Below are 14435 nucleotides of genomic sequence, written 5' to 3' on the forward strand. Positions count from 1 at the left end.
TTTTGAATTTTGAATTTTGAATTTTGAATTTTGAATTTTGAATTTTGAATTTTGACTTCCGCGTAGCGACACTAGCGCGTAGAGCTATAATTTTGCAACACATTCACAAGCAAACCTCAAAAATAAAATTTTTTCTTTAATACCGTTGACAAATTCTTAAATAAGAATTATTCTTAATTACAGCAGTATAAAGCTGATACAAATTGAATTGCTAAGTTACTAAATCATTCTGAGGTTAAGTTATGGTTATTGAGCGCGTTCCTGATGTAGTATTCAAAACCCGTGTCCGTGATGAATCTGTTGATGGACCTAACCCTTATCGTTGGCAAGACAAAACTACCCAAGAAATATTTGGTGGCAAGCGTGTAGTATTATTTGCATTACCTGGAGCATTCACACCAACTTGCTCATCTACTCACTTACCTCGCTACGAAGAACTATACGATGAATTCAAAGCACAAGGAATAGGCGAAATTATTTGTCTATCAGTAAACGATGCCTTCGTAATGTTCCAATGGGGTAAACAGCAAAACGCCAAAAATGTATTCCTATTACCAGATGGCAACGGAGAATTCTCTCGCAAAATGGGAATGTTAGTCGATAAGTCCAATATTGGCTTTGGTATGCGCTCCTGGCGCTATGCAATGGTTGTCAATGACTGTAAAATCGAAAAAATGTTCGTTGAAGAAGGTTTTAGCGACAACTATGGCGACGATCCATTTGAGACATCTGATGCAGATACAGTATTAGCTTATCTCAAAGGTACAGAAGCACCGGCAGAAAAGCCAGCTCGATTAGAGTTTGTTGGTTAGCACCAATAGCCAGAAGCCCCGCGCTATATCCTTCCGGATTAGCGACGGGATGAATGGTGGGCAAAATGCTGGTAAAATATAATGATGTAGGTAAAGTCATTTCAAGAGCTAACCGCCACCTATGAAGGTACAAGATTTTACTAAGGAATTGTGTATTCTAAAGTACAGCTTGATTGTATGTAAAACTTTCAACGAACCTAGGTAGAGCGAGAAATTAATCCCTATTTCCTTCTCCGGTGAGGCAGCACGGGGAAGTAAAACCAAAATTTCTCCTGCGGAGACGCTGTGCGAACGTGAAATGTCCGACGGGTTGCCGGGAGTCAACGAGAAGCCCGCGCTATAGCTCGCAAGAGTTTAGCAACGGGAGCTGTCACTTTAGCTCTCTACAACGAAGCTTAAACTGACAATAATAATACTATATGTAGCAATGAAATGTGATTTTTGAACTGTAGCGTCTAAAGCTTAATCTTAATAATAAATTTTTTGCACTACAAGGATATTTTTACATTACATTGCTATATAGTGTTAACCTATATTACTTAGTAGCAATAACCAAAATATATTCGGCAACTACAATTTTTTTTACCGAATAATTAAGGTAAAATTCCTCTCACTCGCTGTGGAGAAACAATGAATTAATTTTCCCTTTCTTCAATCAATTCTGTTTTAGGGAGAGGTCATTTCAGTTATCAGTTATCAGTACCTCTGGCTTTAGTCGGAGGCTTGAAATACTGAACTGAACATTTTTTCATCCCCTTAAAAGGAGAGGCTTATACCTCATTTTTTGGTAATTATCAATTATCAATTATCAATTATCAATTATCAATTATTGAACCGATACATTTATAGTTATATCTATTTGGTTAGAATAATATTTTCATACTCTCAAGAATGGTCGTTGAAACTAGACAAAAAAGAATAGGTATTTTTGATAGTGGCATAGGAGGTCTAACTGTTCTGAGAGAGCTATATAGACAGTTACCTAGTGAATCTATTCTTTACTTTGGAGATACAGCAAGATTACCTTATGGCACAAGAACTAGCACAGAAATTGTGCAGTTTGTAGATGAAATTGTAGAGTGGCTAATCAAAAGAGAAGTGAAAATGGTATTAATGGCCTGTAATACCAGTTCAGCTCTTGCTTTAGAAGAAATTAAATCTAAATTTGATATTCCGGTCCTAGGATTAATTTTACCAGGGGCTAATGCTGCAGTACAATTAGGAAGAAGAATAGGTGTAATTGCTACCCCTATAACTGCTGCTAGTAATGCCTATCGTAGAGCAATTCTAGAGGCAAATGCTTCTGCTAAAGTTTGGCAAGTAGGCTGTCCATATTTCGTACCTTTAATAGAGCAAAATCAACTACATAATCCTTACACATATCAGATAGCAGAAGAGTATTTGATGCCATTAATACAACAAAAAATTGACACATTAGTTTATGGTTGTACTCACTATCCCTATTTAGAACCAATATTGCGTTCATTTATACCTAGAAATGTTCATTTTGTAGACCCTGCTGTATCTCTAGTTAAAGTAGCTGCTGAAAAGCTAGAAATTATGAATTTGCAAAACTATGAGAAAGCAAAACCAACAAAGTTTGTAGTTACCGGTTCTCCTCAAAAATTTGCTGAATTATCATTACAATGGCTTGGTTATAAACCAATTGTACAATCGGTTTCTTTATCTACTGTTATAGACAGTAATGTTTCCATAGCATAGATATTTATGTTCAATATTTCAAGATATAAACTAAAATGCTCTATTATTTACTTTAAAATTTATTGAATACTTAAATTAATCTTAAGTAGCAGATAATTTATAGTTAATATAGAGCTATAATATTATCTGCTACTTTTTACTAATGTAAATTAGTTCTTGAGTTAGCAATACTTTGTTGCCAAGATTTATTTCTTGTGATTTTTGCACCTCTTTGGGCTAGCGTTAGTAGTAAATATACAGTAAATACATAACCAGTTGCTAGAATGGGAATAATTACAGGAATGTGATTGTAGTTCATTGTTTTTTTCGATGGTGAGGAGAGTTTTAGGTGTAAGTATTTCTCAGCTAAAAAGCTAAGTAATTAAAGATTAATTAAGTATTATTTACTTAGTAATTAATTGAAATCAATACTAAGAACAACTATTATTCTTTAATTTAATTTATTTTTAGAGCAAAAGAAATTCATCAATAAAGTCTTGCACTCTTTGTATTTATAAGGTTGTAGCATTAAATAGTAATGCCAAGTAGCAGATTTTTTGATTTTTCAGTTCAAAATATTTGAACTTTTTTTTAAGTTGCCTTCTGCTTAGGTAGTCTCTAAACTTAGATACCAGATATATTTTTAGAGAAGAGGTTATTCAGATTCTAAATTGTTGATAATTACTGAGTAATATTCGCAACCTGGAATACTATCAATCGAACATAGTTTTTAGCAATTTCATTGCTTCATTAAACAATATATCGATCTAAAGTATTAACCTGGGACTATGTTTTAATAACTAATAACCAATAGATTTTTGGAAGCTTAAGTTAACTTGATTTCTGCATTTTAGTCAATGGCAAATATATCTCACAAAGACTATGCACCTATTAAGTTATCTTCAATTAGATAGAGTTCCTGATAGCTCGATCAATATAGTCTACATAGCAAAAACTTTCAAGTTAATTTAGATCGAAAATGATGATAACTAAATTATATGTATCCCAGCTCAGAAGTTTTTGACTATTCTCTTCACCAATAGATAACTTTTAACTATTGATAAATTTTGAGTTTATTTACTTTTTAAATTCAAAATACGACTATTGTCTCTTTTTACAATAAGCCTTCACAGCAGACTAAGTCAACCTTATAATTGTGAAAAATTTTGCTCTACTATAAATCCTAGCCAATTTTGATAACTAGGTAAGTTGAGAGATAAATCTATAAATTCAATCTAGTTCCTTACAGGATAACCTAGTATTAACCTATGAAGGCGATCGACTTTGAATAATTGAATTCTTACAATTCCTAATATTAAAGTAACACAGTAAATACTATTTGTATATAAAATTTTGAGAGTTACTTAACAATTAGATACAATCTACCATAAAAACTGAATTTGATTGACATTTAACTATTAAGTATCAAAAAATAAAAATATATTTTTATATATTCGATTTATAATGGATAATTGATAATTAATCCCCAAAGGTTTAAATTATCTCCTTTTAAGTAGAAAAAAGCGGTCGTTTTGCTAGGCATAACTAAGTTAACGGCTGTCGCCGACATGTTTGCGTAGCATGACCTAGCAAAAAGCGTAGCTTCCCGGAGGGTAGGATGGCGAAGTCTCGAAGCCATATCCATGAGACTAAGACAGCGGTCGTTTTGCTACGCAACATGTAAAGCGGAGCTTCCCGTAGGGTGGGATGGTAAGGTCTCAAAGCCATATCAATGAGACCAAGAGAAGAAATCAGATTTCCTGATATTCAATTCCGTAACGGTTAAAACCCGAGATAATTATCCATTATTCATTATCCATTATCCATTAATGAACTATTTACCTATATGAAGGGTGGTTGGCTTAGAATAAGAATATAATATGTAAAATTTTGTTAACTTGTAGCTTGATTGGCTAATCCATGACCACTTCAACTCTCTTATTTTCACCAGTAGAAGCAGACCTAAAACTGCTAACAGATAACTTAAAACAATTAGTAGGTGCTCGTCACCCAATCCTATACGCTGCAGCAGAACACCTATTCCGAGTTCAAGGAAAGCGGGTGAGGCCAGCTATAGTCTTTTTAATTTCACGGACTACCATGCCAAATCAGGAAATTAGTCCTAAACATCGTCGTTTAGCAGAAATCACAGAAATGATCCACACTGCTAGCTTAGTTCACGACGATGTAGTAGACGAATCAGAAATTCGCCGAGGTGTCCCCACTGTTCATAGCTTATTCACCAATCGTGTTGCAGTACTGGCCGGAGATTTTCTCTTTGCTCAATCATCTTGGTATTTGGCCAATCTAGATAATCTAGAAGTAGTTAAACTACTTTCAGAAGTAATTATGGATCTTGCAGAAGGAGAAATTCAGCAAGGACTACATAAATTTGATACTGACTTATCTATAGATGCTTACTTAGAAAAGAGCTACTATAAAACAGCCTCTCTTATTGCTAATAGTTCTAAAGCTGCAGCTACTCTTAGTGGTGCCTCGCCAGAACTAGCCCAGGATATGTACTACTATGGCCGATATGTAGGTTTGGCATTTCAGATAGTAGATGACATACTAGATTTTACCAGTGTAACAGAATCTCTAGGAAAACCTGCTTGTTCAGACCTGAAAAGTGGCCACTTAACAGCACCTACGTTATATGCATTGGCAGAAAAGCCAACTTTAGAAAAACTAATCGAAAGAGAATTAGCCCAAGATGGGGATCTAGAAGAGGCAATTCAATTGATTAAAGACAGTCACGGTATTGAAAAATCTCAGGAATTAGCTACTAAATACGCAAAAATGGGTGTTGAACATTTACAATCTTTGCCAGATTGTGATTCTCGTCAAGCTCTAATTAATCTTACTGACTATGTTTTAAGTCGGCTGTATTAACTTTTAGTATTTTCCAATAAGTTAGTAAGAGTTAATTAATACTAGTGCAGGATGGCAGAAATAACTAACAAGTTACAAAATCTCAAAAGCCTTACCAATCAAAAATGATTGAATTTTGATATTTTGACTTCTGCATAGCGGTACTAGGAGTAGGATAAAACTTAACAAAGACGATTAATTAATGCAGATCTATTAACCTTTTTATAGCAATCTAATCTGTCTTCAAATGAAGCTCAACTTTGCTGTGTCAAATTCTATTTTCTCTATCTACTTGAGGTAGTTGAACTATTAATTAATATCAGACCAACTTAGAGAATATCTCAACATCTTAAGCAATATCTGGAGGAATTTTGCTAGAGTTGGAATCAGAGGATGCCTGATACTGTTTTAGATATATATTTATCAGCTTTTGGACATCCTCTCTCTTAACTTCTGTAGCCGTTGTCAAATTACCAGGTGTTTCAAAAAAGACAAGGCTATCTAAAGGTTCAATTGCTATCATTTGGAAAAGTATATGAACAACGGGTACAGGTGTAGCAACTACATTAGCCTCTACAATAGAAGATGAAGCATCTTTTAGAGTAGGAAAAGCATAAATAACACGTTTTTCTAATTCAGATTTATTACGATGACCGAGGGTAGTCAAAACCCAATTTTGCGAGTCAGTTTGCAAAATATAGTACTCTAAATGTTGTAATTGTTGAGCTAAAAGTTTCAAGGCAGGTGTAATTGCTTCAACAACTTCTGCTGTATTTCCATTTTGAGGTGAATTTCTAATGAGTGCTTGGATTTGTTTATCTAAGTCCATAATTTACTATCTAGTCTTTTCAGAAATTTTATGAAATCAGGGTGTATATGTAATGAATCGAAAAAAAAATTAGTAGTTAATTTATAAATACAATGATGGGGGAAATCTGCCAAGTTGGCGAAGAAAATTTAAAGCTCTTGCTAGATGAATTTCAGCAGTCTACTGGTGCATCAAAGCAAAATTGCCAATCAGTAGCAGAGCGTATTAAACAGGAAGTAGAAAGAATTTGCATGGAAAGCAAAAGAATTCAAGCTTCCGGGGAAATAAGTAAGTGGGCAAAGAATCTAGCTCAACATCGCCTGAGACAATGTCTACATTACTATAAGCTTGGTTCTAGAGAAGGAAGAATACATTTACATAGCAGTCTAAGTGCGATTGTTTATAGGTATATCACTCCTCCTCAAATACAATCAAGTTATCAGGCAAGATTAAATCTGATCGAGGACTTTTTACAACAATTTTATCTGGAAGCTTTAAATGCTTTTCGACGAGAAACTGAGCTACCAGTAATGTACACTCCCCATACATTATTAGAACTCGCCGAGTACATGGCTTTCACAGAGCGTTATGGTAAAAGACGTATACCTTTATCTGGTGGTCGTAGTCAACAATTGATTATTCTGCGTGCTCAAACATTTTCTCATCAACAACCAAAGGAAACATCTGTAGATATTGACCAAGCAGCAGAAGGAACAACTACTGACTCAGATAAGACATGGAATGATGGGTCTATGCAACAAGTACGGGAAGCAATGGCCGCACAACAGGATACAGGTGATGATATTGCTTCTCTGCGTCAGGTGGTAATAGAAGAGCTAATGACTTATCTAGAGGAACGTGGGCAGCAAGACTGTGCAGACTACTTTGCACTGCGTTTACAAGACTTATCAACTGGGGAAATAGAATCTATATTAAATCTTACTCCCAGACAAAGGGATTATTTACAGCAGCGTTTTAAGTACCATTTGCTAAAATTTTCTATGGGACATAGTTGGGAATTAGTTCATCAATGGTTAGGAGCAGACTTAGAGCATAATTTAGGCTTAACCCCGACAGAATGGGCAACTCTACATGACCAAATTGACGCAGAACAAAAAAATTTGCTAGATTTGAAGCATAAAGGTCTTTCTGACGAAGCGATTGCCAAGACTTTAGGTCGTAAAGTAAACCAGGTAAAGAAGAAGTGGCATAAGTTACTCGAACTTGCCTGGGAATTACGAAATCATTCAAATTCCGGAGCGAGTGCGTCAACTGATGAATAACGAAACGAACAAACAAGTGGAAACTTTTGAGGATAATTTCTTTGACTGGTTATTAGGGCCAAATTCTAAAGAAGTATCAAACGTAGCGGAAAATCAAAACAATATTGAAAATGGAAAAAAAGAAATCAGGGTGCAAGAGTTAGAGTGGGAAGAATTAGACCCACTTGATTCTGAAGAAATTGACTATCCCTACGAACACGAAAGTCAGCCACTTACACCCGGAGAAGTACCAACCGTGTATAATCGTTTCGAGACTGTATTACAAAAACGACTGAGAACTAAGATTGAATCTAAACCCCCACGATTCCCTTGGGAAAATAATCTGGTAAACTATGATGCTGAATATCCAGACGTAGAGTTAAATAACTGGTTTTCCCCTATTAATTTGTGGGCATCACAGATGAAAAATATTAAGTGGGGCAAGTTAAATATACCCTTAACGGAGACTGTCTTTGCTCAACTTTTAGAATCTTGTCAGGATTTAGTACCATCTGATTTACTCCCCGGTAGTAAATTGGTTAGAGCAGTAGATAGTTTGTTCCCAAACCAATCTCAATCTTTAAATGACCTAGCTGGTTTAGTACTTGTAGGTGGAACCCGTGATGGAGAATTGATTTCCAATCATATTACTGCTTATAACACTGCAACTCAAAAACAACAGATGTTGTTGTCTTTACTCGCTGCCCAAGAAATTATCTCATCCTTAAGTTTGACTTGTCATTTAAATCAGTCGGTAATCAAAAGAGATTGGCAAACCGCTCTAGGGTGTCTTACTATTGAAGCTAGATATTATATTCCTGAAGATCGTTCTTCTGGTTGTTTGAGAATTAAAGGTCAACTACCTGAAGCGGCTAGTTTCGAACTTCAAGGAAGAGGAGTTGAAGCAACTGCTCAACGTTCAGATGCAGGTACTCTATGTGTAGAGTTATTTGACCCACAACCAGATCAAACATATCAGCTAATTATTAAATTCCTCAACTGGGAGCAATCTTTAAAATTTGTTGTTCGCCTCAAGGAAAGTTAACCCAGGGTACTGGATAATTAATAGTGGATAATTAATCCATTCGGTTCTGACTTTAGTGAAACGGTATGACGTGCCTATGCTTTCAAATTCTTACAATTTTTATTACCGAAAAACTGTGGTTTACAACCTCCCTTTTTAAAGGGATAATAAATAAAAATTTTCCTGTTCGCCAATCTTCTCCTTTTAAAGAAGAGGTAATTATTAATTATTAATTATTAATTGTTGAAAAGCATCTACCAAAAATTATGTCTAATTTTTCTGGTTGGGAACTGCGAAATCTTCCTCTATTAGGACCTCTGTGGCGACAGATAGAAACATCTCCTAAACCTGTTCCTGAAGATTCTATTCTATTGCGAGTCATGGTGCAGGCGTTAGTCATAGTAGGCATTATTGCAGTTGATGTGGCCGCCGGAGTAGCAACAAACGAACTTCCTTTAACTGTTTGGGCTGCTCCATTAAGTATTGTAGGAGCAATTTGGAGTTGGTATAACCGCTACAAACGAAACATACCAGCTAAATTTTGTTTGGCGATTGGAATGTTATTAGCGTTAGCTGCTTTTTTGAGTAGATTAGTTACTGAGTTGAGCGATACGCGACTGGTATTGGCGGAATTATTGATTCAACTTCAGGTATTACATAGCTTTGACTTGCCCAGACGGAAAGACTTAGGTTATTCGATGACTATTGGGCTAATTTTGTTAGGAGTCGCAGGTACTATCAGTCAAACTTTAACTTATGGCCCGGTGTTACTGTTGTTTATCGCGATCGCTATTCCTTGCCTGATTTTAGATTATAGGTCTAGGTTAGGTTTAGAGTCCATAATTTTAGGTAAAACATCAGAAGTCAAGAAAAAGCAGAAGAAAATATCTTTATTCAAAGCTACTTTATCTCCCAAGCGATTAACAGTATTATTATTAGTAATTATTGGATTAGGTCTAGGAATTTTTGCTCTTTTACCTAGATTACCTGGTTATCAAGTACGAACTTTTCCTGTTAGTGCCCCAATTAATTTTGATGTAGAAAATTTTGATGGACGGACAATTACAAACCCTGGTTATATTAGTCAAGGTAGAGGGGATGGAGATGATTCTGGTGGAGGAAGTGGAACTAATCAAGAATCAGGCCCAGGGACTTTAGATTCTACTTATTATTATGGATTTAATACTAAAATCAACCAAAATTTACGTGGGCAATTAGAACCTCAAGTAGTTATGCGGGTGAGGTCGCAAGCTGAAGGTTTTTGGCGAGTTTTAGCTTTTGATAAGTATACAGGTGAAGGTTGGGAAATTTCTCGGAATGATAATTCTTTTACTTTAAATCGCCCTCGTTGGTCTTACCAATTTTATGTTAATTGGCCGAGGAATAGATATACAAATGAAACTAGAGAAGTCATTCAAAGCTACACAATTGTTTCTCAGTTGCCGAATTTAATTCCGGCTTTATATCAAGCAAGGGAAGTATATTTTCCCACAGAAAAAATTGCCATAGATCCTGATGGTAATTTACGTTCTCCTCTTGAACTACGGGAAGGTTTAACATACACAGTAATTTCTGATGTTCCTTATAGGGACCGTACTATTTTAAATGAAGCAGGTACAAATTATCCAGAAAGTATCAGCAAGTATTATTTACAAATTCCTCCAGAAATAGCAGAAAAAGTCAGACAAAGAACAGAGGAGATATTAGCGAACAAAAATAAAGTTGCTAAATCAAGTAATCCCATTAATTCACCTTATGAAAAAGCACTTTATTTAGCTCAATATCTCAAACAAAATCCTAATTATAAACTACAAAAAGAACCTCCATTTTTTGCTGAAGGTGAAGATTTAGTATCGGCTTTTTTATTTGGTTATCAAAATAGCCCAGAAGGAGAAAAAGTTATCGGCGGTTATGGCGACCATTTTTCTACTGTCTTGACAATAATGTTACGTTCTATTGGCATTCCGGCAAGATTAGTAGCGGGTTATTCACCAGGAGAATTTAATCCTTTTACTGGTTTATATGTGGTTAAAAATACAAATGCTTATATGATGACGGAGGTATATTTTCCTGAGTATGGATGGTTTGCTTTTAATCCTATTCCAGGAATGCCTTTAACTCCTCCTTCTATTGAGAAGAATCAAACTTTTAGTGCATTAATGAGTTTTTGGCAGTGGGTAGCTGGTTGGTTGCCTTCTCCTGTAACTGGTTTTTTAGAGAGATTTATTGGTGGAATATTCCGTTGGGTATTGGGAATTATTAGTTGGTTTTTTGCCCTGTTTTCTCAAGGTTGGCAAGGGATATTTACTGGTTTAATTTTAGCTACTGCTTTAGCTTTCTTGGGTTGGTTACTGTATATATTTTGGCGAGGATGGCGTTATGGTCAATGGTTAGCTAAGTTATCTCCAGTGGAGAGTATATATCAACAAATGTTGAATTTGATGGCTAGTAAGGGATTAGTTAAACATCGTTTTCAGACACCTTTTGAATATACTAAAGCTATTAAGGAATATCATTCTATCAATGAAGTAGAAATAATTGAAGAAATTTCTCAAGCTTATGTAGGATGGCGTTATGGTAATAAGGAAGTTAATTTAACTAGATTAAAAAATTTACTCCGAAGTTTAAAGCGAAGCGTTAATAATGGATAATTGATAATTACCTCTCTTTGAAAAGCTATGCTTTATAAACATCTTTCTTACAGCGGTTTTCATTTGGGTAGACCACAGTAGAGACGTTCCATGGAACGTCCTTACAAGGTTTGATGGTAAGCATTCAGCGGTCAGCCATCAGCTATCAGCTATTGCTTTTAGTTGACGATAAAAGCTTGATTAATTGTTTTACCACAAAAGTTGCCTCCCTTTCCCTTAAAGTAAGTTGTTAATTTAAATACTGTCCCATAAGATAGAGTCTTGTTGCTGATAGCTGACTGCTAATAGCTGAATGCTTACGTTTGATGTGTGAATTAGAGATGTCTAATTAATAAAGCAAGCATTCATTTAATTTCTACTACATTTTCAACCAGATATTCGTACTCTGAAGCTTTGATAAAATTGCTTTTTTCTCCTTTAAAGGTAATAAAGCTAATAGCTGATAGCTGATAGCTGACTGCTGAATACTTACTTATAATGTTGTACAATAAATGTGCTAATGTCTCTACAAGTTACAGAATTTTTGAGGATAGTGAGGTACAGTTATAAGACTATTTATTCCTATATTTCCTGTTGCCAGATGAGCTGTTGTTTGTTGCCTAGAGCAATCAAACTTTGTACCTCATCCACTAGAAAACTGCTGTAATTATGTCTGACTTAGAATCAAATTTATCTGCTCTAGTTGCCAAGGTTTCACAACTAGAAAAACAACAAATTACTCTCAAAAAATATGTTGTCAAGCTGAAACATACTTTAGACGAGCAAATAGAAAATTTTCATCATCGACCGGAAATACAATATATCGAAAACTTGCAGGAAAATTTTGTTGCTTTAACTCTACGTTTAGATGAATTATTGGCTTTAAATAATTCTATAAAATCAACTACGGAAACTCAAGATAAATTTCCGGATAATTGGCAAAAAACTGAAGAATATCAAAATCAATTAGTATTTGACCGTACTGATAGTCGTGGTGTATTAATCAAAGCATTAGAAACAGTTCAAGAACGATTAATTATTGTTTGCCCTTGGTTAAATTGTAATAGTATTGATGAACATTTGCTTCAGAAACTCAAGGATTGTTTAAACCGCAATTGTCAGATAGATATTGGTTGGGGATATTTAGGCGATCGCTCGAATATTGGCAAAGGTTGGAAATATAATGCTTTAGGAGATTTACAAGATTTAGAAGAAAGTTATCCTGGTATATTTCGGTTGAAGTTGTTAGGAACTCACGAAAATTTTTTGGTGTGTGATGAGAAGTTTGCTTTTGTGGGGAGTCATAATTTTTTAGCTTCTGGCGAGGAAAGTTTGGAACGAGAAGTGGGAATTTTGACGAGTTATTCAGAAATTATTCAGGGATTAATTAACCGTTTTGATGATGGTGAAGGTTTGGAGGAAGCAGAAATTAATCGTAGATTTGCAGCAAATGTGAAAAGTTTGGATGAGGTGGAATATTTGCCTGGAGTTATTTATGAAAGTGAAATGAAATTTAGGGATTTTTCGATGGTGGTAGGTGAAGATGAGGGGGAGGAAGAAGAAGTGGAATATTTACATGGAGTTGTTGATGAGAATGAAGTGGAATTTCAAGATATTTCGATGATGGTAGATGAAGAAGAGGAGGAAGAAGAAACTCAAGAATCTGTGGTTAGTGCTGAGGAATTTTTGCGTAGATATAGTGAAGGAGAACGAGATTTTACTGGGATTAATTTGTCTGGTGCAGATTTGAGTGGGAAGTCTTTTAGTGGTTCAAAATTAAATTTGAGTAATGCTAATTTTAAGGGTGCAAATTTGAGTCGTGTAGAATTAAACTCAGTTAATTTAACAGGAGCAAAATTCCGAGATGCTTACCTTTCTGAAATTAAGTTGTGTTCAGCAAATCTAAGTCAAGCTAAGTTCATTAATAGCAACTTGAATAAAGCAAACCTTTATCATACTAAACTAGAAAAAGCAAAGTTTATAAATGTGAATTTTAACGAGACTAATTTAGAGTCTGCAAATTTTACTGAAGCTAACTTAAGGGGAGTTAATTTGAGTAACTCTATACTGTCAAATAATACAAACTTCAGTAGTTCAAATCTCAGAAAAGCAAATTTGAGCAGATTAAATTTGAGAAATGCAAATTTTGCTAATGCAGATTTGAGTCAAGCTAATTTAAGTAAAGTTAATTTATTAAATGCAAATTTTGAAGGAGCAACTATGCAAATGGTTAAAATGAATCAAGGACTTTGTAGCGAAGCAACTGTTTTTCCAAAAGGTTTGAATTTTACTAAATTAGGTGTTTATTTTATTGCTCCTGGTGCTTCATTGCCAGAAGTAAATCTAGCTGGCTGTGACTTGAGTCATGTACACTTAAGAGGAGCAAACTTACAGGGAGCAAATTTGAATTCAACTAATCTAAATAACTCCGATTTAAGTGATGCAAATTTAAGTAATGCTCAGTTAATGAAAGCAAATTTAGATAACACAAAATTTGTTGAGGCAAATCTCCATCAAGCTAATTTGAGTGAAGCATCTATAAAAGGTGCAGAACTAAAATTAGCAGCTCTTAATCAAACAAGTTTTGTCTTTGCTAAATTACATGGTGTTAATCTAACAGCAGCAAATCTTAGTCAAACAAATTTTGCTCATGCCAATTTATATGATGTTAATTTAACAGCAGCAAACCTTAGTCAAACTGACCTAAAAAATGTACAAAATTTTAATCAAGTTAACCTTTGTGCTGCCAACCTAACTGGTGCCAATTTAGTCAGCTTATCTTTGTCTCATAATCACACACTTACTGGTGTTAATTTAAGTGAAGCAAATCTTTGTGGTACAAATTTGAGTCATACCAATTTGAGTAATGCTAAGCTAACTTTAGCAGACTTACGTGGGGCGATTTTGATTAATTCCAATTTAGAAAAAGCAAACTTAAAAGAAGCAAATATAACTGGTACAAACTTTGGTGAAGGTGATACTAAAGCAAACCTCACAGGTGCAACAATGCCAGACGGTTCAATCCACGAATAATATAAATAGTAGGTTGGGTTTACTTTGTCAACCCAACTAAAAGATTTGGTAGACCTACATAGTAATTTTAGAAATATTATGGCAGTTGCCATTACTATTAGGACATTCTCTTTACTTATCAAACTTACAAATTTATTCTGTGCTGCAAATTTAACTTCAGACTTTAGTATAGATGGGAATGCTCAACACCTATGACCTATTAAGGGAGCAAGATGCTCCCACTCTCATGCTCCATAACCAAAATAATTAGGGCTTGCTGAAAAAGTCTTTTTTAAGGAGTAGGGGAGCGGGGGA

General features: G+C 34.9%; 10 protein-coding genes. 8 read left to right on the top strand and 2 right to left on the bottom strand.

Annotation, left to right across the window (positions count from 1 at the left end; all coding sequences use genetic code 11):
- Nucleotides 1–242 precede the first annotated feature (242 nt).
- Nucleotides 243–812, top strand: a complete 570-nt coding sequence (locus AC3DU7_RS04530) for a redoxin family protein (RefSeq protein ID WP_488038166.1) — start codon at nt 243–245, stop codon at nt 810–812.
- 891 nt (nt 813–1703) lie between these two features.
- A complete protein-coding gene (gene murI / locus AC3DU7_RS04535; protein WP_488038167.1) occupies nt 1704–2534 on the top strand; it encodes a glutamate racemase in 831 nt (276 codons plus the stop codon).
- 139 nt (nt 2535–2673) lie between these two features.
- On the opposite strand, the gene AC3DU7_RS04540 is transcribed toward murI, so the two are convergent.
- On the bottom strand, nt 2674–2832 hold the full coding sequence (locus AC3DU7_RS04540) for a hypothetical protein (RefSeq protein WP_488038168.1): 159 nt from the start codon (nt 2830–2832) through the stop codon (nt 2674–2676).
- A 1601-nt stretch (nt 2833–4433) separates the two neighbouring features.
- On the opposite strand from AC3DU7_RS04540, the gene sds reads away from it, so the two are divergent.
- The gene (gene sds / locus AC3DU7_RS04545) at nt 4434–5405 is read left to right on the top strand and encodes a solanesyl diphosphate synthase (protein ID WP_488038169.1); all 972 of its coding nucleotides are present in this window, start codon (nt 4434–4436) and stop codon (nt 5403–5405) included.
- A gap of 328 nt (nt 5406–5733) precedes the next feature.
- Here the strand turns inward: sds and AC3DU7_RS04550 are convergent, their stop codons facing one another.
- Nucleotides 5734–6213 (bottom strand): hypothetical protein, encoded by a 480-nt coding sequence (locus AC3DU7_RS04550; protein ID WP_488038170.1) that lies wholly within the window; start codon nt 6211–6213, stop codon nt 5734–5736.
- Nucleotides 6214–6308: 95 nt separating this feature from the next.
- Between AC3DU7_RS04550 and hetZ the strand changes: the two genes are divergently transcribed.
- The 5 genes from hetZ (at nt 6309) to AC3DU7_RS04575 (ending at nt 14336) form a co-directional block, all read left to right on the top strand.
- Nucleotides 6309–7475, top strand: coding sequence for a heterocyst differentiation protein HetZ (gene hetZ, locus AC3DU7_RS04555; RefSeq protein ID WP_488038175.1), 1167 nt, complete (start codon nt 6309–6311; stop codon nt 7473–7475).
- Nucleotides 7468–8499: a hypothetical protein gene (locus tag AC3DU7_RS04560; RefSeq protein ID WP_488038171.1), complete on the top strand. Its 1032-nt coding sequence runs from the start codon at nt 7468–7470 to the stop codon at nt 8497–8499. The genes hetZ and AC3DU7_RS04560 overlap by 8 nt, the downstream gene beginning before the upstream one ends.
- Before the next feature lie 245 nt (nt 8500–8744).
- On the top strand, nt 8745–11129 hold the full coding sequence (locus tag AC3DU7_RS04565; protein ID WP_488038172.1) for a transglutaminase TgpA family protein: 2385 nt from the start codon (nt 8745–8747) through the stop codon (nt 11127–11129).
- Between the two features lie 648 nt (nt 11130–11777).
- Nucleotides 11778–14141, top strand: a complete 2364-nt coding sequence (locus AC3DU7_RS04570) for a pentapeptide repeat-containing protein (protein ID WP_488038173.1) — start codon at nt 11778–11780, stop codon at nt 14139–14141.
- A gap of 24 nt (nt 14142–14165) precedes the next feature.
- Nucleotides 14166–14336 (top strand): hypothetical protein, encoded by a 171-nt coding sequence (locus tag AC3DU7_RS04575; RefSeq protein ID WP_488038174.1) that lies wholly within the window; start codon nt 14166–14168, stop codon nt 14334–14336.
- Nucleotides 14337–14435: the final 99 nt, after the last annotated feature.

Source organism: Okeania sp., assembly GCF_983059655.1.